Source organism: Burkholderia sp. BCC1972 (assembly GCF_905339605.1).
GTDB lineage: Bacteria > Pseudomonadota > Gammaproteobacteria > Burkholderiales > Burkholderiaceae > Burkholderia.
The window spans coordinates 24,054-46,986 of the sequence record NZ_CAJPGH010000001.1; the positions used below are offsets into that span (position 1 = coordinate 24,054).

Annotated in this window: 19 protein-coding genes; 11 read left to right on the forward strand and 8 right to left on the reverse strand. The window is 68.9% G+C overall.

The annotated features are described in order from the left end of the window. The first annotated feature begins 105 nt into the window (after positions 1 to 105). On the forward strand, positions 106 to 756 hold the full coding sequence (locus tag U5798_RS00120; protein ID WP_322080791.1) for a LysE family translocator: 651 nt from the start codon (positions 106 to 108) through the stop codon (positions 754 to 756). A 57-nt stretch (positions 757 to 813) separates the two neighbouring features. Continuing rightward, positions 814 to 1,188 (forward strand): gamma-glutamylcyclotransferase family protein, encoded by a 375-nt coding sequence (locus U5798_RS00125; protein WP_322080792.1) that lies wholly within the window; start codon positions 814 to 816, stop codon positions 1,186 to 1,188. 43 nt (positions 1,189 to 1,231) lie between these two features. On the opposite strand, the gene U5798_RS00130 is transcribed toward U5798_RS00125, so the two are convergent. Together U5798_RS00130 and U5798_RS00135 are read right to left on the reverse strand one after the other, a co-directional pair. Next, positions 1,232 to 1,939, reverse strand: a complete 708-nt coding sequence (locus U5798_RS00130; protein ID WP_124456302.1) for a DUF3142 domain-containing protein — start codon at positions 1,937 to 1,939, stop codon at positions 1,232 to 1,234. 7 nt (positions 1,940 to 1,946) lie between these two features. Then, positions 1,947 to 4,118, reverse strand: coding sequence for a hypothetical protein (locus tag U5798_RS00135; protein ID WP_124456303.1), 2,172 nt, complete (start codon positions 4,116 to 4,118; stop codon positions 1,947 to 1,949). A 452-nt stretch (positions 4,119 to 4,570) separates the two neighbouring features. Between U5798_RS00135 and U5798_RS00140 the strand changes: the two genes are divergently transcribed. The 3 genes from U5798_RS00140 to U5798_RS00150 all read left to right on the forward strand — a co-directional run bounded on the left by U5798_RS00140 (position 4,571) and on the right by U5798_RS00150 (position 7,647). Further along, entirely contained in the window at positions 4,571 to 6,088 is a 1,518-nt protein-coding gene (locus U5798_RS00140; RefSeq protein WP_322080793.1) for a hypothetical protein, read from the forward strand. A gap of 33 nt (positions 6,089 to 6,121) precedes the next feature. Next, entirely contained in the window at positions 6,122 to 6,448 is a 327-nt protein-coding gene (locus tag U5798_RS00145; RefSeq protein WP_322080794.1) for a hypothetical protein, read from the forward strand. 146 nt (positions 6,449 to 6,594) lie between these two features. After that, on the forward strand, positions 6,595 to 7,647 hold the full coding sequence (locus U5798_RS00150) for an AraC family transcriptional regulator (protein ID WP_322080795.1): 1,053 nt from the start codon (positions 6,595 to 6,597) through the stop codon (positions 7,645 to 7,647). Positions 7,648 to 7,652: 5 nt separating this feature from the next. On the opposite strand, the gene U5798_RS00155 is transcribed toward U5798_RS00150, so the two are convergent. Both U5798_RS00155 and U5798_RS00160 read right to left on the reverse strand, forming a co-directional pair. Next, the gene (locus U5798_RS00155; protein WP_322080796.1) at positions 7,653 to 9,065 is read right to left on the reverse strand and encodes a 3-deoxy-D-arabino-heptulosonate 7-phosphate synthase; all 1,413 of its coding nucleotides are present in this window, start codon (positions 9,063 to 9,065) and stop codon (positions 7,653 to 7,655) included. 269 nt (positions 9,066 to 9,334) lie between these two features. Continuing rightward, positions 9,335 to 10,096: a 2-keto-4-pentenoate hydratase gene (locus U5798_RS00160; protein WP_124456308.1), complete on the reverse strand. Its 762-nt coding sequence runs from the start codon at positions 10,094 to 10,096 to the stop codon at positions 9,335 to 9,337. Between the two features lie 297 nt (positions 10,097 to 10,393). On the opposite strand from U5798_RS00160, the gene U5798_RS00165 reads away from it, so the two are divergent. The 3 genes from U5798_RS00165 (at position 10,394) to U5798_RS00175 (ending at position 12,913) form a co-directional block, all read left to right on the forward strand. Then, complete coding sequence (locus tag U5798_RS00165) at positions 10,394 to 10,873, forward strand: universal stress protein (RefSeq protein ID WP_124456309.1); 480 nt, start codon at positions 10,394 to 10,396, stop codon at positions 10,871 to 10,873. Positions 10,874 to 10,887: 14 nt separating this feature from the next. Then, complete coding sequence (locus U5798_RS00170; protein ID WP_059242109.1) at positions 10,888 to 11,079, forward strand: DUF2964 family protein; 192 nt, start codon at positions 10,888 to 10,890, stop codon at positions 11,077 to 11,079. Positions 11,080 to 11,176: 97 nt separating this feature from the next. Then, complete coding sequence (locus U5798_RS00175) at positions 11,177 to 12,913, forward strand: phage integrase family protein (protein ID WP_322080797.1); 1,737 nt, start codon at positions 11,177 to 11,179, stop codon at positions 12,911 to 12,913. Positions 12,914 to 12,964: 51 nt separating this feature from the next. Here the strand turns inward: U5798_RS00175 and U5798_RS00180 are convergent, their stop codons facing one another. Continuing rightward, positions 12,965 to 14,995 carry an SMI1/KNR4 family protein gene (locus U5798_RS00180; protein WP_322080798.1) on the reverse strand — a complete coding sequence of 677 codons (2,031 nt, stop codon included), beginning with the start codon at positions 14,993 to 14,995 and terminating at the stop codon, positions 12,965 to 12,967. 210 nt (positions 14,996 to 15,205) lie between these two features. Here U5798_RS00180 and U5798_RS00185 point away from each other — a divergent pair, with 210 nt between their 5' ends. Continuing rightward, positions 15,206 to 15,529 carry a TfoX/Sxy family protein gene (locus U5798_RS00185; protein ID WP_322080799.1) on the forward strand — a complete coding sequence of 108 codons (324 nt, stop codon included), beginning with the start codon at positions 15,206 to 15,208 and terminating at the stop codon, positions 15,527 to 15,529. Between the two features lie 69 nt (positions 15,530 to 15,598). Then, on the forward strand, positions 15,599 to 16,516 hold the full coding sequence (locus U5798_RS00190; protein ID WP_322080800.1) for a hypothetical protein: 918 nt from the start codon (positions 15,599 to 15,601) through the stop codon (positions 16,514 to 16,516). Positions 16,517 to 16,546: 30 nt separating this feature from the next. Here U5798_RS00190 and U5798_RS00195 read toward each other — a convergent pair whose 3' ends face one another. Together U5798_RS00195 and U5798_RS00200 are read right to left on the reverse strand one after the other, a co-directional pair. Further along, on the reverse strand, positions 16,547 to 17,698 hold the full coding sequence (locus U5798_RS00195) for a branched-chain amino acid ABC transporter substrate-binding protein (RefSeq protein ID WP_322080801.1): 1,152 nt from the start codon (positions 17,696 to 17,698) through the stop codon (positions 16,547 to 16,549). 38 nt (positions 17,699 to 17,736) lie between these two features. Next, positions 17,737 to 18,966: an NAD(P)/FAD-dependent oxidoreductase gene (locus U5798_RS00200; RefSeq protein ID WP_124456315.1), complete on the reverse strand. Its 1,230-nt coding sequence runs from the start codon at positions 18,964 to 18,966 to the stop codon at positions 17,737 to 17,739. A gap of 231 nt (positions 18,967 to 19,197) precedes the next feature. Between U5798_RS00200 and U5798_RS00205 the strand changes: the two genes are divergently transcribed. Then, the gene (locus U5798_RS00205; protein WP_322080802.1) at positions 19,198 to 20,610 is read left to right on the forward strand and encodes a PLP-dependent aminotransferase family protein; all 1,413 of its coding nucleotides are present in this window, start codon (positions 19,198 to 19,200) and stop codon (positions 20,608 to 20,610) included. Positions 20,611 to 20,620: 10 nt separating this feature from the next. Here the strand turns inward: U5798_RS00205 and U5798_RS00210 are convergent, their stop codons facing one another. Beyond that, the gene (locus U5798_RS00210; RefSeq protein WP_322080803.1) at positions 20,621 to 22,795 is read right to left on the reverse strand and encodes a DUF4132 domain-containing protein; all 2,175 of its coding nucleotides are present in this window, start codon (positions 22,793 to 22,795) and stop codon (positions 20,621 to 20,623) included. Between the last annotated feature and the right edge of the window lie 138 nt (positions 22,796 to 22,933).

The window sequence follows — 22,933 nt, forward strand, 5'->3', positions numbered from 1 at the left end:
ACCAGGGCGCGCAATACTCCGGATCACGGTGAAATTCGGTACGAAAGGCCTCCATGATGCCACCGTGACCGGCCCGCCCATCAATCGAAATAACAACTTTTTTTCATGCCAGTCCATTACCCGCTGCTGTTCGCCTATCTTGCCGCGATCGTGCTGCTGATCGCGACGCCCGGCCCGGTTGTCATGCTCGTGACGGGCACCGTTGCGCGACGCGGCTTCCGTCAGGGCATGCTGACTGCGGTGGGCGCGAATGCCGCGAGCCTCGTGATGATCGCGGGCGCGATGCTGATGGTGTTCGGCGTCGTGCTTGTCAGCGATCGCCTGCTCGACGGGCTGCACGTGATCGGTTGCGTGTTCATCGCGGTGCTGGCGGCTCGCACCTTGCTCGGCGAATGGCGCGCCGGCCGCATGCGCGGCAGCGGCGGCGATGCCGGCGGCGAGTCGGGCCCGCAGCCGTGCGGTTTGCCCGGCGTCGTGCGCGGTTTCCTGGTCGGCATCGCGAATCCGAAGGACCTGCTGTTCTTCGTCGCGTTCTTTCCGCAGTTCGTCGCGATTACGCCGGATTCGCGCGTGAGCCTGGCGATCCTCGCCGCGCTGTGGATCGCGGTCGATTTCACGATCCTCACCGGCTACATGGCCGCGATCAACCATCCGCTGATTCACGGGAAGCAGCGATGGATCACCGCATCGTCGGCGCTCGCGCTGCTCGTGATCGCGCTCGCCGGGATCGGCAGTACGATCGCGAGTGCCGCGTAGCGCATCGGCGAGCTGCGTTACGCTTCGTTTGCCCCGATTCCTTTTTCGAGTTCACTCATGTCCAGCACCGATCCGATTTTCTCCGAGCAGCTTTTTTCCTACGGCACGCTGCAACTCGATCAGGTGCAGCTCGCCACCTTCGGCCGCAAGCTCGTCGGTCATCCGGACGCGATGCCTGGCTACGCGATGACGATGCTGAAGATCGAAGACCCGGAAGTGGTCGCGACGAGCGGGAAGACTCATCATCCGGTAGTCGCCTATACGGGCCTGCCGGGCGATCGCGTGACCGGGGCCGTGTTCGCGATTACGCGCGAGGAACTGCAGCACGCGGACGACTACGAAGTCGCCGCCTATCGCCGCGATCGCGTCGTGCTGGAATCTGGCGTTGCTGCGTGGGTGTACGTGGACGCGCGTTCGCCGCGTCCGGACTGACACCGGCACTCGGGCCGGCTCGCCGTCGGCCCGTTTCGGCCCGCTAATCGTTGCGCAGGAACACGACGTAGCCGCGGAACCACGGATTCGACGCGAGGTACGGCGGCGCGTCCCATTCGCCGCCCTGGATCACGCCGACGCGAAACGGCAGCTGCAGCCGCGCGACGCGCGGCAGGTAGTCCGCATAGTCGGGAATCGTGCTGCGCCCCTGGTAGGTCTGCACGATCACTTCGTCGACGATTCCCCTGAGCTGGTTGACCTGGTCGGGTTCGATGCGGCTGCTCCAGTCGAGCAGCCCCGTGATGCTCAGCCGGCAATCGGCGGGCAGCGTCGCGCGCAGCGTCCGCAGGAATTCGAGGTAATCCTGCAGATGGCGCGTCCGCGCATCGAAGTCGATCTGGATGCCGGTGATCGTGCGGCCCGACGCGCGCCAGCGCTCGAGCTGCGCGAGCATGATCTGCGTGACGCGCGGCGTCCAGCGCAGCGTGTGCGCACGATAGACGAGCCACACGCGTGCGTTGGGCGCCGGCGGCAGCGCGACGCCCTGCGCGATCACGCGGACTTGCGACTCGTCGCGCGGTGCCGCCTCGATCTGCCCTTGCAGCACGTAGACGGTGCGCGCGCCGCGCACGACCGCCTGCGGTTTCACGCCCGCCCACAGCCAGAACGCGTCGTACCGGGCGGCATCGACGGTGCCGGCCAGCGTGACGCGTGCGGCCAGCAGCAGCGCGATGCACGCGATGCGCTTCATGCGGTGCTCACCAGTAGTAGCGGAGCTTCTGCGCCCACGGGCTGCCCGGATAGGCGGTCTTCAGCGTGTCAAACCAGCGCTTGCGCGTGCTCTTCGACACTTCCTTGCCGCCGCATTCGTTGGAGCCGGCCGGCGCATAGCACTTGATCGCGCGGTAGAACGCGTACGCGCGGTCGGTCGGGTTCGCCTGCGCATCGGCCATCACCGTCACGTAGCTCGCCATCCGCTCGTACGGCTTGCCCGCGAACTGCGACGGCGCGTTGCCGAGGGTCGGCGGCGGCGTGCGCGGGGTGCTCGCCGGTGCCGCATAACGCACCCACGGCGTCGAATCGCCTTCGAGGTTGGCCACGAGCGGATTGAGGCGCACGAAATCGGCGAGGCAGTTCAACCCTTTCGCGTCGGCGGGATTCTGCTGGAGCGTCGTCGCGATGTCGCGTGCGGATGGACACGTATAGCCGTCGTCTTTCCTCGGGCCGGCCGCGATGAACGGCTTCAGCGGATCGGCCGGCGTGCCGGACACCAGCGCGGTGTCGGCGATGAACTCCGCGTAGTGCGAGCGCGTGAGTTCCTTGTACAGCAGCGTGTAGAGCGCGGTGTCGCGCAGCGCGCCGCCTGCCGCCGGGTTTTGCGCCTGCGCGCGCAGCAGGTCCGCATTGGCCGCGCGCCGGAGCAGGACCGCGCGAATCGCGGTGTTCTGCACGAGCGAATCGTCGGCGAACACGTCGTTGACGAGTCCGGCCTGCTCCAGGTTGATCGCGAGCGCGAGTTCCAGCGCTTCACGCTGGAAGCGGAATGTCGCGAGCGGGATCAGGTCGCGCCACAGCTGGCGCGCCTTGTCGCGCTGGCCGCTGTCTTCCAGCGCGAACGCGCGCAGCGCCTGCTGGCTCAGGCCGAAGTAGTCGAGCGGTGCGGCGGGCGTCTGCGGCAGCAGTTCGAGCGCGGCATCCGGCTTGTGCCCGACCTGCACATACCAGGTCGCGAGCAGATAGTCGTAGAGCGCGGGCGCGTTCGCGAAGCGCGGCTTCTGCGCCTGCAGCTCGTCCAGCGTGATCGGCTTGCTGCTGCTCGAATCGCCGCTGTCCGACACGCGCATGCGCATCAGGTCGACGGTCGCGAGCACGGTGGGCGACTGGATCTGGCGCGCGTCGAATTCCGGCCCGAACAGGAGCTTGCTGTCGAGTTCGTTCGCGAGCTGCATCAGCGGCACGTTCGAGGTGGCCGGCGACCAGCGCGCGAGCGCGTGGCCGTAAAGGTCGGCCTGCTGCGTGACGTTCCCGCCGAGCCACGCGACACGTCGCAACAGCCCCGTCGCGGACACCGCATAGCGCCCCTGCGGATACACCTTCAGGTAGGTGCGAAACACCGTGTTCGCGGCGTCGAGCGACACCTTCATTACGCGCGCACGCGTCGGCGTCGGGCTGTCGTTGTCGAACACGTTGGCCTGCGCGGCGTTCAGCTGCGCGCGGCCGGCCATGTAGAGCCCGGTTTCCTTCAGCCAGGGGTTCGCGCTGTGGGAAGCCTTCGCGAACGACTGGGTCGCGGTGAGGAAGTCGGCGCGGTAGAACGCGTTCGTGCCGTCGAGATACGCGGCGAACTGCTGGCCGAGCGGCGACTTGACCGGCGGCTTCGTCCACGCGGCGCTCGCGCCGCCGGCGGCACAGGTCTTCTGCGCGATGTCGGTGCGCGCCGCGCGCAGGCGCGCGGCTTCGTCGGCGGGCAGGCCGCCGGCACCGGTCAGCGCCTCGGTGAATGCATCGGCGCCCGCGCTCATGCTGCGGCAGATGCTGCCTTCGCCGTCGGCGTAGCGGTTCGACGATGCGTCGGCATCCGCCGTGTCGCCGGACTTCTCGGGCGCCTTCTGGCCGATATCGATCCATCCGGAGAAATCCATCGGGAACGGCACGATGATCTGGTTGATCCGGTCTTTCGCCGGAATGGTCTTCGGGTCCGGAAACACCTGCGCGACCTTGGCGCTGTCGACCATCAGCAGCATCGCGTTGACGCGCGTGTCGTTGGCCGGGCTCAGCATCGGCAGGTTGGCGCACGAGTAGCCGGATTGCCGGAGCGTGGTCGGGGCATAGCAGCCGTCGTCCCCGCTGGCATGGGCGGCCGGAATCCAGAGCAGGCTGGCCGCCAGCGCGGCGAACAGGTTTCGGTGCAGCGTCGGGTTTCTTCGCATTTTTCTTGTGCTGGGTGGGTGGCCGCGACGGCCGGTTCTCTCAGGGGGGCGCTTTGCCCCGGCGCGTATCGTACCTCACGGGGCGTAACGGCTGGCAGTGCGCAGGGTCGCCATCCGGGCCGAAGCCCGGCCGCCGTGAAACGGAAATCCACTCAGTGTGGACGCAACGCCACCTTGAATCCGGATCGCTTGAATTAAGATGCAGCCGGCAGCGGCGGACGTCCGGCGATAGACGATCTGACGGGGGGCCGCGCTGCACGACGGGGGAGGTCTGCGAAAGCGGTGTTCGCGTCGATCCGAACGATGGAATCGATCATGAAGCGGACGCGAACGGATGCCGGTTTCCATGCCTATTTGGTAGCACAACTTAACAATCTCAAGGGCGACACGTTACGTCGTATCGGCCAACGGCAGACGAGAGTGCGCCGGAACATGAAAACAAGAGGATTCCGATGAAACCCATTACATGGATGGTCATGGCGGCTGCGCTCGCGCTGGCCGCATGCGGCGGCGACGATGTCACGACGAACGGCGGCGCGTTGTCGTCGACGCCGAGCAATCCTGGCTCGCCGTCCGGCTCGACATCCCCCGGCGGCGGTTCGGGCGGCGGGTCGAACGGCGGCCCGACGGGCGGCGGCGCCACGCAGCCGCAGGCCGGCTGGTCGACGGCCGCCGCGGTGGACGGCAAGGGGCCGGAGGCCGCCCCCAGCGTGACGCTCGACGCGAGCGGCAATGCGCTCGCCACGTGGATGACCAACGGGCCGGCCGGCGCGAACGGCAACGAGATGTGGGGCGCGCGCTATGCCGCGGGCTCGGGCTGGGGGCCCGCGACGCGGCTCGACACGGGCGACGGTTCGCATTCGATGAACACGACGAGCTCGAGCCCGTCGAGAGTGGTCGGCAACGCGAGCGGGCAGGCCGTCGCGTTCTGGACCGAATGGATGCCGGGCCCGAACACGTATGCGCTGTGGGCGCGCCCGTACACCCCGGCCGGCGGATGGGGCACGGCGTTCGAAGTCGCGCCGGACGTGACGGGTTCGACCTATTCGGCCGGGATCGACGGCCAGGGCAACGCGCTCGTCGCGTGGACGCAGTCGATCAGCCTGCTCGATACGCGTATCGCGTGGACGCGCTACACGCAGGCCGGACAGTGGTCGCCGACGGCGCTGATCCAGATGCCGGTGCAGACCGGGCCGGGCGCGGTGACCGGCGACACCGACAACGTGGGGCCGATGATCTCGGTGCTGTCGTCGGGCCGCGCCGTGCTCGCGTGGCGGCAGACCAACCATACGCACTCGGCGCTGTGGACGGCCACGTACGACGCGGCCAACGGCTGGACCGACGTCAACCAGGCCGTATCGAACACGAGCCTGTTCACGACGATCATCTCGCCGGTGGCCGGCATGGACGCAAAGGGCAACATCACGCTGCTCTGGGGGCAGCTCGACGTGACGGGCGGGAAGCTCGCTACCACCACGATGTCGCAACGCTATGTGTCCGGCACCGGGTGGCAGCCGTCGCAACCCGTGGCGCCTGCCATCGTCGAGCCGACCGGTTTCATCGCGACGCCGATGCTGGCCGTCGCCGAAAACGGCGTGGCCGCCGCGATGTGGGCGGAAGGCGGCGCGGCGCTGCAGGTGAGCGTGTCCGATGCCAGCGGCAACTGGGGGCCGTTGCAGCGGCTGACGGAACACCTGAACGGCGCCGCCATCCAGTACCCGCCGCTCGCGGTCGATGCGGGCGGCAACGTGACGGCTGCGTGGCAGGACACCGGTTTGCCGGGTGCGTCGGCCGTCATCGCGGCCAGCTACCGGAAGGGCGCGTGGAGCGCGTCGACGGTGGCGCCGCAGAGTGCGTCGTGGCCCGCGCTGGCCGTCAACGCGACGGGGGCGATGGCGCTGCTCTGGCAATCGTACGTCGCGACGATCGGCAGCCAGGTACAGGCCAGCTTTTATACGCCGGGCACGTAAGCACCTCGCGTTGGGGAAATCGAAGGAGAAACCATGAAGCAAACCTTGTATTGCACCGTACGGACCGCGCTGGGTGTCACGGTCGCCGGCCTCGTGCTTGCCGCGTGCGGCTCGACGCAGATGAACATGGTCGACGTCCAGACATCGACCGCGAAGACGCTCGGGCTCGCGTCGTCGGACGAGATCACGATCGCCAACGTCCAGTACGGGAAGAAGGATGGGCTGGGCGGCCAGAAGGTGAGTTACGACGCGACGACCGGCAAGGGGCGGCGTTTCGGCTGTACGGTGTTCATGATTCCGGGGCTCACGCCGATCGATCGGCCGACGTACAACAACTGGGAATGCCATCCGCAACGCTGATGGCCGCGATGACGACCACGCCCGGCATCGGGCGTCGGTCGATCGCTTAGGGGACGATGCACCGCGCGGGCCTTGCGCTCGCGCAATTTGGTCCGATAATCGACGAACCGATTCTTCCTGTCCCGCCGGTTCGATAAAAAACTGTCATGGATCAAGCTGCATTTGTCCCTGTTTTCAAGTTCCGCACCATCGACTACCCCGAGCCGGACCGGTTCCACGTCTGGGTCAAGGACATGCTGTGCGACTACCGGCTCGATGACGACGGCGGCCACGGCGCATGCGATGCGGAAGCCAGCGGCGCGGCGCTCGGCCCACTGATCTTGTCGGGCCGGCACTGGCACTCGCGCGCGCCGACCTATACGGTCCGCCGCACGCCGCGGCGGATCCGGCTCGACGGGCAGGATTCGATTCGCTTCACGCTGCTGCGCGGCGGTCGGGTCGCGAGCCATACCGGCGGGCCCGAGCTGATCAAGGGCGCCGGCGACCTGTTCGTCTACGACGTCGCGCAGATCAACGACAGCAAGGTCGAGGCCGGCGACGTGATCAGCCTCGTCGTGCCCAGATACCTGCTGCCGAGCCATGCAGCGCAGATGCACGGCCAGACGCTGACGAGCGGCGTGGGCCGGCTGGTCGCCGACCAGATGCTGTCGCTGTTCCGGAACCTGCCGAACGTGCGCATGCAGGACGTGCCGAGCATCGTGCAATCGATGCTGTTGCTGCTGGCCGCGGTGGTGTCGCCGACCGCGCAGGCGTTGAACGACGCACGTGGCCCGATCGAACATGCGCTGGCCGACCGCGTGCGTCGCTACATCGACGTGCATCTGCTGGAGCCGGATCTCACGCCCGAACGGATCTGCCGCGACATCGGCGTGTCGCGGGCGCGGCTCTATCAGTTGTTCAAGGAAGAGGGCGGCGTGATGCGGCAGATCACGCGGCGGCGCTTGCGTCACGCGTACCACGTGCTCGGCGATCCGCAGCGCCGGCATCAGCGCATCGCGGAAATCGCCTGGGCGCACGGCTTTCCCGACGAGAAGTATTTCCACCGGCTGTTCAAGGCGGAATTCGGCCACACGCCGAAGGAGACGCTCGAGTGCGCGGCCGCGCCGATCCTGCTGCCGTGCGGCGCAACCGATGCGCGCTGGGGCGACGGCGGCCGGCTGGCGGGATGGACGCTGCCGTTCGGGGTGCTCACCAACTGAGCGCGTCATGCGCATACGCTGCTGGCGATGCCTCCGTCATCCATTTCGTCGAGCACGGCGCGTAAGTCGTCGATGGCCACCATCAGCTCGCGGACCTGCCGCAACGACGGGTACTGATGCAGCACGGCTTGCCATTGCGGCAATGTCAGCAGCGCGTGCCAGATGACGCCGAGGCCGTCCGGATCGGTATCCGGCCGTTGCGCGAGCGCGCTCGCGTATTCGAGGCTCGCCTGCGCGGACAGCAACTGCATCCGGCTTGCGGCGCCCAGCAGGCGCGGCGTGGTGTCCGCGGACGCGTCGCAGCAATACAGCACTTCGCGTGGCAGCGCCGCTTCGTCGGTCGTCAATGCATGCAGCGATGCGCCATGCACGTGCACCGTGCCCTGATGCGTCTCGAATGCATAGACCGTGTCGGGCGCGGCCTGCGCGAGCAGGTTCAGGCCGCGCAGCAGGCGCGGCAGATCGGTCGTCGCGGCATCCGCGGAGGCCTTCGCTTCGACCAGGAAGCGCACGTTCCATGCGGACGCCGGGTCGCTGCCCCGCGCGCGTTCGACCAGGATCGCGTCCCATTCGGTTTTCGCGCGATCGTGCCGGCCCGGGATCGACGAAGGCACGCGCATCGACGTGACCACGCGGTAGGTGCGCTGCTCGTCCACCGCGTCGAGCCTGCGCGCCAGCGCGTCGAGCGCCTGTGCCGCCAGCGCCTCGACGGCCGCGCCGCGCTGCTGGGACGCGGCGCCCTGCGCGACGGCGACGGTGCTGCCGACGAGCGGCCCCTGTCGGACCCACAGCGCGCGGTAGCGGCGGACGTCCTCGTCCGCGGCCAGCGCATCGAGCCGCAGCATGCGTTCGAGCGCGGGGCTGTCCTCGAGCCTGACGATGTCCTGCTCGAACGCTTCGTCGGTCGCCATCTCGGGCAGTGCGAGCAGTTGCGCGAGCGCCGCATGCAGTTCGGCCCACGACGCAGAGGTCGCGGCCGCATGCAGGCGCGCGAGGCCGTCGCGTTGCCATGCCTGCGCGCTGCGTTCGAGCTTGGCCGGGTGTGCGATCGCATTGACCGCCGAGTGCAGCGCGCGCCGGTCCTGCTCGGCGTGCGCGGCCAGCGATGCATATTCGCGCACGCTCGGCGCATCGTGCCGCAGCACCGACGCCTGAAAGGACGGATCGCCGGATACAGGATCCATCGCGTCGCGGATCATCCGCGCGAGCGCATCGATGAAGCGCTGCCGTAATGCCGCACCGGGCGCCTGGCCCTCGGTCTGCATCCGGCGCGCTTCCTCGATCACGATTGCGAGGGTGGTGGCCGGATTCGTGGTGTCGGTCAGCGACAACGTGCTGTCGAGCGGCGGCAGCCGGTAGCGGCGAGCGACGATGCGCAGGGTTTCGTCGAACAGGGCGGGAAGCAGTGTCAGCGACATGGCGGGTATCGGCGTGAAAGCGGTTCGCGTGCGCGGCCCTTGGGCCGCGAGCGCGATGATGTGCAACGTTATCACGGCGGGGCGCGGCGGATCGATCACGGGGCTGCGGTGGCGGTGCGAGACGCGACCGCATACGGCGTCAGCTGCGTCGGATGTCTTCGGTCAGTGCGTGTCTGTCTGCGCGTGCCGATCGGCATCGGCGTGGCTGGCGCCCGCCGGCCGCGATGACGTTGCCGTCGCGCAAGCCCGCGCAGCCACGCACCTGACCGTCACGCGGTCAACGTCACCGACAGGCTGCCCAGCTCGCCGAAGCGGACCGTCAGCGCATCGCCGAGCGGCACGTCGATCGCGCCCGCGTACGAACCGGTCGTCACGATCTGCCCGGCGCGCACCGCGTCGCCGCGCGACGCGAGGAAATTGACGAGCCATACCAGCGGCTGCAGCGGATCGCCGTCCGGATGGCGGCCATCGATCGTGCGGTTCAGCGCGCCTTCGAACGACAGCGCCAGCGTCGCGAGCGGCACGTTCAATCCGTCGGGCACGACCGGGCCGACACACAGCCCCTGGTTGAATTGCCCATCGGCCAGCAGCTCGAACTTCGACGCGCGCGCCGGCTCCGCATAGCGGCAGCCGAGCACCTCGAGCACGATGCGCACTTCGCGGATCGCCGCGCGCACGTCGCCTTCTTCATAGGGCTGCTCGCGTGCCGGCAGGTCGCGATCGAGCACGAACGCGATTTCCGGCTCGATCCGCACGATCGGGCCGCCGACGACGCGATACGGCGCATCGGCTTCGCGGATCGTCGACGCGAAGATCGGCGCGAGGATCACGCGGTCGGGCGGCGGCAGCGCGCATTTCCATCCGCCGACGGGTTCGCCGAGCAGGTCGGCCACGCGCTGCTGGATCGCGAGTGCGGTGTCGACGTCCTCGGGGCGCAGCGCATCGGGCAACAGCGGGCCGGGCGAGCCGGCATGGCGGGCGGCGACGAGATGCTGGGCGGCGCCGTCCACGCGTTCGATAGTCGTTGTCATGTCGGTTGAGCGAGTTGAAAGTGGGGCCGGCAAAAAAGGGCCGGACGAAAGTCGCATGGTCGATGATAGCGCCTTCGGCGCGATGGCTGCTCGAAAGCCCCTTCGGCGGACCGGCTGTCGGCTGCGGTTCCGGGCGTCGCCGAAAACGCGATGACCGAGCTCACGTCGCGTCGCTTTGCCGCATGCGCGGCTCCGGCCGGGCTTGACGATCGTCAACGTCCGTCGCCGTCGCCGGCCGATGATGGTGTCATGGCCGAGCGCGATGGGGCGCGCGGCAGTTCACCCAGCGAGGTTCGCATGTACAAGAAGATCATGGTGGCCGTCGACGGCAGCGCTTCGTCGAAACAGGCGCTTGCCGAGGCCGTGAAGATGGCGCTCGCCGGCGATACGCACGTCAGCGTCGTGTATGTGGTCGACAAGTCGGTGCTGTTCACGTACGCAGGCCGTCTCGATCCGCATGCGCTCGTCGAGGAAATCCGCGACGAGGGGCGCAAGGTGCTGCGCGAAGCCGAACAGATCGTCGCGCTGGCCGGCGCGAAAGGCGAGGCCGAACTCGTCGATACCGAGAGTATCGGCGAGGACATCGCGGAACGCCTGCAACGCTATGTGAGGGAGCGCGGCATCGATCTCGCGGTGGTCGGCACGCACGGACGCCGCGGCCTGCGGCGCATGCTGCTCGGCAGCGTCGCCGAGCGCTTCGTGCGCGGTTCGAATTGCCCGGTGCTGCTGATTCGCGGCGACGACACCGACGAGCCGGCCGCTGCCGCAGCAGCCTGACGCGGCGGCACGCGATGATACGTCGCCAGTACCGCATCGTCGTCGCGGCGATTGCCGTGTTCGTGTCGCTCGTGGGGATGATGGCCGTCGTGACGGGGCTGCTGTTCGACGAAGCGATGGCGCTGCGCGGCGGCGCCATCGCGTTGATCGTCGGCGTGGCCGGCTTCGTCGTGATGCTCAATCCGGGCGCGAAAGGCGAGGAGTGACGCGGGGGGCCGCATCTCGCGCGTGTGCGTCAACCCGGTCGCACAGGCTTCGCGCAGGCCGTTTCCGACCGCACGCGCTTCTGTCAAACTGGCGCCCATGAAACCGCGCCTCGCTTCACCGCCTTCCCCCGATTCCGCGCCTGCGCCCGCAGGCTTTCCCGACGCCGACGAACTGGCCGCGCTGCGCGCGTGGTACGCGGGCATGACCGTGCGCCAGGCCGTCGAGCGCTACCTGCCCGATCGCCTCGGCGAAGGGCGGTCGGCGCGCGGCGCGATCGGCGCGATTCGCCGCCGCCTCGTGCGCGTCGCGCGGCAGGCCGGCCGGGCCGATCTCGCGGAACGGCTCGGCCATGCCGACGGTGAGCGTTTACGGGAGGCAAAAGCCGCGGCCGAAGCGATCGGCCTGCTGCGTCATGCGCGTGCGCCAATCCCGCAGATCAGCGACGACGTGGGTCTGTGGCTGCCCGCCCGCGCGGTCGTCGCGCTGCGTGCGCATGGCATCGCGACGCTGGCCGACCTGACGGTGCGGATTCCGCGCCGGCGCCAGTGGTGGCGCGCGATCGCGGGCCTCGGCGCGGCCGGTGCGCGGCGCATCGAGGCATTCTTCGCCGGGCATCCGGACCTGACCGAACGGGCGCGCGCACTGATCGCCGCGACGCCGCGCGGCAGCATCGTGCCGTGGGAGCAGCTGAAGCTGCCGCACGAAGTCGACGGCTCGGCCGGCACGTTCCGCGCGCCGCGCGCGACCAGCACGCTCGACGCGGACAACGACTACGCGGCCGTGCACGCCTGGCTGTCGCTGCACGAATCGGCCGCGACGCGGCGCGCATACCGGAAGGAGGCCGAGCGGCTGATCCTGTGGGCAATCGTCGAGCGCGGCCGCGCGTTGTCGTCGCTGACGACCGAGGATGCGGTCGCCTATCGCGCGTTCATCCGGCGCCCGACACCGCACGAACGCTGGGTCGGGCCGGTGCGGCCGCGCGGCGCGCCCGACTGGCGGCCGTTCTCGGGCGCGCTGTCCGCGCGGTCGGCGGCGTATACGTTGTCGGTACTCGGCGCGCTGTTCCGCTGGTTGATCGAACAGCGCTACCTGCTCGCGAATCCGTTCGCGGGCGTGAAGGTGCGCGACACGGGCGGCGCGAACGCGCTCGACACGTCGCATGCGTTTACCGAAGGCGAGTGGCTGCTGGTCCGCACGATCGCCGACGGGCTCGAGTTCCAGAAGCGCACGCCGGCCGGCGCGCCGCAGCCGGGCTGGACGCCGGCAGCCGCGCAACGGCTGCGCTTCATCCTCGATTTCGGCTACGCGACCGGGCTGCGCGCGAGCGAGCTGGTCGGCGCGACGCTCGGCGGCATCGAGACCGACGCGCACGGCGACGCATGGCTGAAGGTGATCGGCAAGGGGAGCAAGGCCGCACGCGTCGCGCTGCCGCCGCTTGCGCGCTCGTCGCTCGATCGCTATCTGGTCGCGCGCCGGCTGCCGGTGACACCGGTGCGCTGGCGGCCCGATACACCGCTGATCGCGAGTCTCGCGGAAGACGGCGCAGCCGCGATCACGAGCGTGCGGCTGTGGAAGGTGATGCAGCGTTTCTTTGCGCAGACGGCCGATGCCGTCGAGGCCGATAACCCGGCGCTCGCGCAGAAGCTGCGCCAGGCGAGCCCGCACTGGATGCGGCATACGCATGCGACTCACGCACTTGCGCGCGGGGCGGAGCTGACGACGGTGCGCGACAACCTGCGGCATGCGTCGATCTCGACGACGTCGATCTATCTGCACGGCGACGATGTGAAGCGCGCGCGGCAGATGTCGAGCGCATTCGCGGCCGACAAGTAAGCGGATCGCGCGGCGGCACACCTGCGCGCTTGCGCGAGCCGATCAGGCCGGTCAGTCGCCGGCCGGGTCGTCGCGTTCCGCCGCCACGCGTGCGAGCCATTCCGCGTAACTCGAGGCGACGCGCTCGCGCAGCTCGTCGTCATGCCACACGCGGATCACCTGGCCGGCCACGCCGCCTTCCGCGGGATCGAGGTCGATGCACAGATGATTGCCGTTGCCGTCGTGCGTGAACGGAATCCACTTGAGGTTGTACCAGTCGTCGCGGATGCCGGCGTCGGGCTCCGACGTCATTTCGTCGAAGTCGCCGCCGGTAACGAGTTTCCGCCAGATCGACCATTGCGCGACGATCTCCTGCGCGCTGAGCAACGCGTCGCTTTCGGTGAAGACGGCGTCCGGATCGGCTTGCCCGTCGTGCAGCCGGAGGCTGTCGATCACGTCGTCGGGCAGCATCGCACCCAGTGCGGCATGCAATTCGGCAAGCACATGATCGTCGGCCGGTCCGTTCAGGCCGCCCGGCAAGCTGGCGGGATGGGCGGCGATCGCGTGTTCGATGCGTTTCCACGTGTCGCGAACATCAGGCGTCGCCGTGCCGGCAACCGGTGCGTCGGGGGAGGGTGCGGCCTGCTGCGGCTGCGCCGGAACGTTCGCGGTTTCGTCCGCCGTCACGCCGGTGGGCGACGTGCGCGTGCCGGTGCCGTCCAGCCGCAGGAACAGGACGGGCGTCCCGGCCGGTAGCACATCGACGCCCGCCGGGATCGCGACGAGCACATCGGCTTGCGCGACACCGCGAATCGGCCCGTCACCCTGGAACGGCAGCAGGCGGACGCGCGATTCGCCGCGCTCGGTGGCGGACAGGTTGCCCCATCGCATCCCGTTGCCTTCGGCATCGGGTTCGACGTCGTGCGCGGTCAGTGCGGTTTCCCAGTACGGCCCCGGCGCCGCGACATGCTCCAGAGAATCGAGCACGTGCGGGACGATCGTGTGCAGCAGCACGGCGACGCCGCTCGTATGTCCCGGCAGGTTGACCAGCACGGCCTGGTCGTAGCTGACGAATGCCTCGGTGCGGTAGGCGACGCCGGACGGCATGGGGGTTTCGACGGTCCACTTCGTCGGCGGCGAACGGTTGTCGCTTCGCCCGATATTGAACCGCTCGCCGGGTGCCTGCTTGATCGCGATCCGTTCGGAACTGTTCGGATACATCGTCTGCGCATTCAGGCCGCGAATCCCGAACGGCGCGCCGGCCGGCAACCCGGCACCGACGATCAGGTCGTAGCGGCCGGAAAGCGCGCCCAGCTGCTGCCTGAATTCCCGTTCGTTGCGCTCCACGTCGGACGACCACGGAAACGACGCGTGCAGCGGCAGATATTCGACCGCCGGGACGTCATAGCCCCATTGCCGCAGCACCGCGCGCAGATACGGGCCCATCGAGTCGAATCGTTGCCAGGGCTCGCGCGCGTGACCCGGCGGCACCCCATCGTAGCCGGCGATCACGACGCCGACACGCGGCCGCTTCGTGACGGCAACGTCGCGCACACCTGCCGCGATCAGCGCCGCCTGTCGTGCAGGCGTGATCCGCGACCCTTTCGCGAGGAGCAGCTGTCCTTTCCGGAACTCACTGCCGATGGCGATCACGTGTTGTCCTTGCGCCAGCGGCGCATGAAACCGCAGGCGTGCGCCCGTGTTCGAGTCGATCCACTGATGCTCGGCTTTCGGCGCAACCGTGTCGGCGTGATCCGGCATCGCGACGTATGCCGGAATGCTGGCCGCTTGCCGTTCGCCGAGCGCGCGGGCGGCTGGGCTGGCCGTGCGCGACGCCAGTTCGCCCAGCGCGACCTTGCAGTCGAGCTCGACGGGTTCGCGGCCAGAAGCGGTTGCCGTATCGGCCGCACGCAGCGCGTAGCCGTCGCAGGCGGCCAGCGGAACGGACGGAACGTCGTCCGGTGCGAGGATGTCCTCCGCCGTGACGCGCAATGCCGCTTCGTCGATCGCGATCGACTCGCTCAGCATCGCACCGGGAACGAGACGCCGGCATGGTTCATAGGCCTGCCTGAGCCATGCGGGATAGTGGGCGGGTACGCTCATCGGGTTCCTCGTCGTGAAGCGCCATTGGACGATTCATCGCGCTGCGATGTAACTGTCAGGTGTGTCAGGAGATTGTCGGCCAGCGAAGTGGGCCCGTGCGGCAATACGCTTTCCGTCGACGAATCGATGACGCGCCGCAGCGCATCTGCCGATGGAGCGGAACGGTCGGTGCACATGACGGTCATAAATTTTTTTCGCAAGGAGCAGTGAATGGCATCGAGCCAGGGCACGGTCGATTTCATCGTCGAGCAGATCGCGGCGGCCGGTACGGTATCGGCCCGCAAGATGTTCGGAGAATACGGCATCTATTGCGACGGCAGGATGGTCGCGCTCGTCTGCGACGACCGGCTGTTCGTCAAGCCGACGCCGGAAGGGCGCGCGTATCTCGGCGCCTGCGAAGAAGCGCTGCCGTATCCGACCGCGAAGCCGCACCTCGTCATCGCCGGCGATCGCTGGGACGACCGCGAATGGCTGTCCGCACTGATCCGGATCACCGCCGCGCAATTGCCGATGCCGGTGAAGCGGAGCCGATAGCGGCAGCGTGACATGCAGGCGTATTCTGTGACACATGCGCGCGACCATCGCGCGGCAGGGAGTACAAGAATGGAGACATCCGGACATCCGCGCGGCCGGTGGCATGCCCGCCGCGCGTGGCAAGCGTTCGTCGCGGCCCTGTGTGTCGGCTGGAGCGCTTGGTCGTTCGGCGCGGACGGCGCGAACGGCGCCGCCGCGTTGCTCGATCGCTATCGCAGCCTCGGCGCGCAACTGAAGGACAACGCGTTTCACCGGCCGCTCTACCTCGAATCGGCAGAGGCGTCGTCGTCGCTGAAGGGCGACATCTACGCGGTGGTCGACTATCCGTTCGCGGTCGTGAACGGCCAGTTCAACGACCCCGCGCAAGGCCCCGCGAACTGGTGCGCGGTGCTGATCCTGCACCTGAACACGAAATACTGTCATGCGTCGAGCGGCAGCAACGGCCCGGTGCTCGACGTGAACCTCGGCCGCAAGATCCAGCAGCAGTTGTCGGATACCTATCGCGTGCAGTTCCGCTATCGCGTGGCGGCCGCGACATCCGACTATTTCCAGGTCGACCTGACCGCCGACAGCGGCCCGATGGGTACGAAGGATTACCGGATCGCGCTGGAGGCCGTGCCGGTCGGCGCGTCGCGCACGTTCCTGCACCTCACGTATTCGTATGGCTTCGGCGCGGTCGGCCGGATGGCGATGAAGACCTATCTCGCGACGGTCGGCAGCGAGAAGGTCGGGTTCACGAACGTCGGCGCATCGGCCGCGCAGCCGCAGTACGTCGGCGGCGTGCGCGGGCTGCTGGAGCGCAACACGATGCGCTACTACCTCGCGATCGACACGTATCTCGCGACGCTCGACAAGCCGCTCGACCAGCGCCTCGCGCGCTGGTTCGACGCGACCGAGCAGTATCCGCAGCAACTGCACGAAGTCGAGCGCGGCGCGTATCTGCAGATGAAAGCGCAGGAGGTGCAGCGGCAGCAGGCGGCGCGCTGACGGTGCGATCCGTCGCCGTGCTGCCCTGCATCAGTTCGACGCGCCGCCGACCGTGCGGATGCTGTGCCATTGCCCCTGTTCGACGCGGAACAGCGTGTACGGCGGCTTGATCAGGTCGCCGCGCTCGTCGAACGAGATCTTGCCGGTCACGCCGGTCACCGACACGCCCGGCAGGCTCGCGACGACCTTGCCGCGATCGAGCGAATCGGCCTTGCGGACGGCCGCGATCATCGCGAGTGCCGCGTCGTACGCGAACGGCGCATACAGCTCGACGTCCTGGTTGAAGCGCGCCTTGTAGCGCTGCGCGAACGCGACGGCGGACGGCAGCTTGTCGAGCGCGGGGCCGGGCTCCAGATCCTGCGTGCCTTCGCCCGAGGTGCCGGCAATCTTCAGGAATGCGTTGCTTTTCAATGCGCCCGCGCCGAACAGCTGCGCCCGGATGCCGAGCGAGCGCATCTGCTTGACGAGCATCGCGCCTTGTTCGTCGAGCCCGCCGAAGAACAGCAGGTCGACGTTGTTGCTCTTCATCGTCGTCAGGATGCCGCGGAAATCGACGGCCTTGTCGTTCGTGTATTCGCGGCCGACGATGCTGCCGTGCGCGTCCTTCACGCCTTTCTCGAACGCGTCGGCCAGCCCCTGGCCGAACGCGGTGCGATCGTCGATGATGCCGATCCGCTTCGCCTTCAGTTGCTCGACCGCGAAGCGGCCGGCCACCACGCCGCCGACGCCGTCGTGCCCCATCGTGCGGAACACGTTCTTGAAGCCTTGCATCGTCAGTTGCGGATTGGTCGAGCCCGGCGTGATCATCGCGACGTTCGCCTGCTTGTAGACGGCCGACGCGGGAATGCTGCAGCCCGAGTTGTAGTGGCCGATCACGCCGACCACGCCGTCGTCGACGAGCTTCTGCGCGACCTGGATCGCGATGCGCGGATCGGCCTGGTCGTCCTGCACGTCGAGCACGAAGCGCACCGGCTTGCCGCCGATGGTCGGATGCTTGGCGTTTTCCTCGTCGAGTGCGAGCTGCGCACCGTATTGCAGATCCTTGCCGACGCGCGCGACCGGCCCCGTCAGCGGGCCGGCGAAGCCGATCTTGACGGTTTCCGGGTCCGCGGCCTGCGCGATCCCGGAAGCCGTGCCGATCGAGCAGACGGCCAGCCATACCAGCCAGTGACGACGATTCATGATGCCTCTCCTTGCGTGGGTGGAAGTCGTGGCGCGCGTCAGAATCGCGCGGCCCGGTACGGCGTGAGGTCGAGCGGCGGTGTGCGCCGGGCGACGAGGTCGGCGACGATCTGCCCGGTGATTCCGGCGAGCGTCACGCCGAGATGCTGATGGCCGAATGCGTGGATCACGCGTGCGCTGTGGCGTGCGTGGCCGATGACGGGCACGCCGTCGGGCAGCGTCGGCCGGAAGCCGAGCCAGCTGCGCGTCGGCGTGCCGAGCGACGGCACGGCTTCGTGTGCGGAGCGCGTGAGCAGCGCGACGAGCGACGGGTTCATCGGCGCGTCGAAGCCGCCGAGTTCGACGGTGCCGGCCGCGCGCAGCCCTTCGTCGAGCGGTGTCATGTAGAAGCCGCGCTCGGCCCAGCCGACCGGCCGCGTGACGATCGGATCGGGCGCGCCGAACTGCACGTGATAGCCGCGCTCGGTATCGAGCGGCACCGCGTCGCCGCACGCGGCCGCGAATTCGCGCGAGCGGGCGCCCGCGGCGATGACGACGTGATCGAACGCGCGCACCGTGCCGGCCGCCTGCACGTTCACGCTGTCGCCGGCTGGCGCGATCCGCTCGACGCGGGCGCGTTCGAGCGTCGCGCCGCCAGCGGCGAGTTGCGCGAACAGTTCGCCGAGAAAGCCGTGCGGATCGGAGAAGTGCCAGCTGCCGACGAACAGCACGCCGCGCGCGAAGATCGGTGCAAGCGCGGGCTCGAGCGCGCGGATCGCGCTCGCGTCGAGCGTCTCGAACGGCACGCCGAGCCGGCGCCGCAGCGCGAGCGACGGCTGCGCGGCATCGAACGACGCCTGCCGCGCGTACAGGTACAGGCATTCGCGCGGCCGCACGAACGCCGCGAGCCGCGCCGACGCGAGCAGTGGCGCATAGGCGTCGGCGGCGCGCGACAGCAGCGCGGCCAGCGCGCTCGCGCTGCGCGCGTGGCGCGCGGGCGTCGATGCGAGCAGGAACCGCGCGAGCCACGGCGCGCCGTGCAGCAGGTAGGGCCAGCGGATGCGCAGCGGGCTGTCGGCGGCGAACAGGAAGTGCGGCATGTTGCGGAACACGGACGGGCCGTTCACCGGCACGCAGCCGTAGGGCGCGAACGTCGCGGCATTGCCGAACGACGCGCCTTCGCCGACACCGGCCGGATCGAACAGCGTCACGCGATGCCCGTCGCGCTGCAGCCATGCCGCCGCGCCGAGCCCGATGAAGCCTGCACCCACGATGGCGACATTCGCCATGACGCTTCCCCTCCGATCCACATGATTCACACAAAGCTGCGATTAAGAATCACACAGTATTTTTTTGTGTGCAATCAAAAAGCGATTGTGTGGTGCTGGTGTTTACCCGGTTTCAGCCTATTGATTCTGCAGACTTTTTCGCAATGGTTTGACGGGGTGGGGATGTCATATACAATCGCTGGGCAAGCCAAAATGGCAGACAAACGCTTTTTGTGTGGTCACGGGCGACAAATGGCATCAGACAAACTTTCCGGCGAGCGTGACAGCGGCCTGCCGGCGCAGACGAAGCGGCCGACTTATGTCGAGGTATCGAGCTCGATCGAGGCGGAAATCCGCAACGGCACGTATCCGCCGGGCAGCCGCCTGCCGCCGCAGCGCCAGCTCGCGACCGAGCTCGGCATCAACGTGTCGACGGTGTCGCGTGCATATAAGGAGCTGCAGCTGCGCGGCCTCGTGATCGGCAGCAAGCGGCGCGGCTCGCTCGTCACCGGCGGCGCGATGCCGAGCATCGCGCCGGCCCGCGCGTCGCTCGCGGCCGGAAACGGCGTGATCGACCTGACCGTCAACCGCCCGGCCACCGGCGAATTTCTCGCGAGCCTCGCGCAGACGTTCGGCACGCTGCCGAGCGACCCGCGGTTCGCCGCGCTGCAGGAATACCAGCCGCCGCAGGGCCCCGACTGGGCGCGCGCGGCGGGTGCGCAGTGGCTCGCCGCGCCCGGCTTCACGCCGTCGCTTGACCAGGTGGTCGTCACGAGCGGCGCGCAGCACGGGCTGTATGCAGTGCTGAACAGCCTGATCGGCACCGGCGGCGTGATCGTCGCCGATCGCCTCACTTACTACGGCCTCAAGGCGCTCGCGCCGGTGTTCCAGTTCGAGATCGTCAGTGCGCCGGCCGACGACGACGGCCTGCTCCCCGAGGAGATCGAACGAATCTGCCAGCGCATGCCGGTCAAGGCGATCTTCGTCGTGCCGAACCTGCAGAATCCGACCGTGACGACGATGAGCCTCGCGCGCCGGATGGCGCTCGTCGACATCGCCCGCCGCCATCACGTGACGATCATCGAGGACGACGTATACGGGCCGCTCGTGCGCGACCGGCTGCCGGCGATCGCGGGGCTGTGTCCCGAGCTGACGTTCCATATCGGCGCGACGTCGAAGATCCTCGCGCCGGGGCTGCGCCTTGGCTACCTGAGCTGCCCGCGCGACAGCGTCGCATTGTGCGCGGAGGCCGTGCGCACGACCGCATGGATGCCGGCGCCGACGTCGATGCTGATCGCGACGGTATGGATCGAGGACGGCACCGCCGAGCGGATCATGGCCGCGCAACTCGCGGAGATCCGCGCACGCGTCGATCTCGCACGGGAGCTGTTGCCGGCCGGGCAGTTGAAGTCGGACCCGGCGTGCATGTTCGTGTGGCTGCGGCTGCCGCCGCCGTGGCGCGCCGACGATTTCGCCGCGAATGCGAAGGCGCGCGGCGTGATCGTGATGCCGTCGTCGACGTTCGCGGTCGACCGCGCGGAAATCGAGCACGGCGTGCGCATCAACCTCGCGTGCCCGGCCACGCGCGACGAGCTCGTCAACGGGCTGCGGATCCTGTCCGGCACGCTGAAGGACCGGCCGCGCGCGCTGTTCGGGTCGATCTGACGGCTGCCGCTCAATCGAGCAGAGCCGCGACGACGTCGACGATCCGCTGCAGCAGCGCTTCGTCGTAGGGCAGCCACGGCACCGCGCGCAGCGGTGACGGCGGCGGCTCGATCGCGGCATCGACGGGCTCGCCGTCGCGCGTCACGCGGCCGGTCGCGCAATGCACCGACCACGCGCCGACCCGCACGTGGCGTTCGTCGATCGTGATCTTCCCCTGCGCAACCGGTTCGGCGAACACGAGCGACAGCACGTGCTTGCGATGCCGCGCCATCACGCCGAGCGGCAGATCCGACAACCGGTCAAGGCGCTGCCGGCGTTCGGATTCGAGGTCGCGCAGGCGGACCGGGTCCGCCGCAAGCGAAGCGGTCGCCGCGTGTGTCGCGTCGTCGTCGAGCGCGAACGCGGCCACGCTGACGAGCAGGTCGACCGCGCGTGCCACTTCGGAAAACACGACCGCGTCGATCTCGCCGATCGGCAGCGGCACCCAGCGCCGGTCGTGCCGGCGTTCGAAGTACAGCCGGCGTGACGTGCCGTGGCCCTCCGCGCCGGGATAGAGCCGCGCATCGACGAGGAAGGTCGCGCGCACGTCGCCGAATTCGCGGGCGAGCCCGTCGTCGTATGCGCGGATCGACCAGCCTTCGCGGCGCGCGACGCCGAGCAGCGGCCGGCTCGACAGCACGTGACCTTCGAACATCGCGGAATCGCTGGCCGACGCGTCGCTGTCGGCCGGCACGTAGTACTCGCGGAACGCCTGCCTGACCGGCTGCCGGAGCGTGCGGCCGACAATCGCGCGCTGCCACGCGAGCCGCTCGTCCGCGTCGGCCAGCAGCGGATGCCAGAGCCGGATCTCGCAGTCGTCGGCGAGATCGCACGCGTGCCCGGCCGCGTCGCGCAGCAGGACCTTGCCTTTCGCGATGTCGGGGATGAACGATTGCGTCGATCCATCGCGGCCGCGCGCTTGCCAGATCATCCGCGCGGAGAACGCGGCGCCGGCCGGCGCATCGACGAGCCGCTCGCGCCATTCCGCCTGGCCAAGCGACATCGGCTGCCAGAAGCCAGCTTCCATGCACGTGGCGAGCATCGCAAGCTGCTTCTTGTCCGGTTTCGCATCGAGCGTCATGCGCAGCGCGGTGCGCGGCCGCTCGCCCAGCGCGCGTTCGGCCGGCTTCAGGTTGCGCGCGAGCTTCTTCTGCACACCGGCGTGACGCACCGTGGCCAGCGCGTCGCGCAGCGCGCGCACGCCCTCGGGCGTCGGGATCGTCTCGACCGCGTGGCCGAGCGCGATCGCGAGCGACTGCGACGGTGCCGTCTTCGCGGTTGTCGGCGCGACGCATACGCCGGTCAGCAGCGGCCCGATCAGCGGGCGCAGCCACGCTTCGTCGCGATAGGCGGCCACCCGCGCGGCGCGCGCGACGACCTGCGCGTCGTCGGTCGTGAACGCGCGATCGGCTTCGTACGGCACGGCGCCGGCATGCAGCGCGGCGACCCGTTGCGCGGCCTCGGTCAGCGCGTCGCGCGCGAACGCGACGTATGCGGCGTCTTCCGCGAGCGTAACGGCCGGATCGCTGGAGTCGAGCCACAGCCGCTTCGGCGCGAAATAGCCGTCGTTCGTCGCGGCCAGCGCGAGCAGCGCGGCCGCGCCGAGTTCGGGCAGTACGTCGAGTTCGCGTACGCGAAACGGCGAGCCCGCGAGCGCCTGCGCATAGGCCTCGTGTCGTGCCGAGAAGTCGCGGCGGCCGGCGAACCAGTCGAGCGCATACGCGCCATACGCGGACGTCGCGCCGATCTCGTCGTTTTCCGGCTCGCCCGCGATGCGCGCGAGCTCGGCCTGCAGCGCGGGAGACGGCAGCGCATCGAGGCAGGGCAGGTCTTCCAGCGCGCGTTTCCATCCGCCGGGCGGAATGTCGCGGAACAGTTCGAGCGCGGCATCGGCGTCGACGAGCGGCACGAGGCCGAGCGCATCGATCTGCCCGCGCAGCCAGCGCGCGAATTCGGCGCGCGGGTCGTCGTACGCGTGATCACGCAGCATGATCTCGTGCTCGACGCGACGCAGCGCCGGCCAGACGGTACCGAGCGTGTGTGCATCGAGCGCCGACAGGTCGATCGGCGCGCCGGTGAAGCGTGGATGGGCGGCCGTGCCGGTCAGTCGCGCGACGAGCCGCGCGGCGAGGTCGCGATCAGTCATCTGCGGTTTCCTTGCCGGCGGCGCGCGATTCGCGGTCGGTCGTAACGTTCTGACACCATTTCATTATCTGTACTTGTCGGGCAGCGCGGACTGCGCTGCCAGGGTGGGCTGCGGGTTCGATCGTGTGCGGCACGAGCC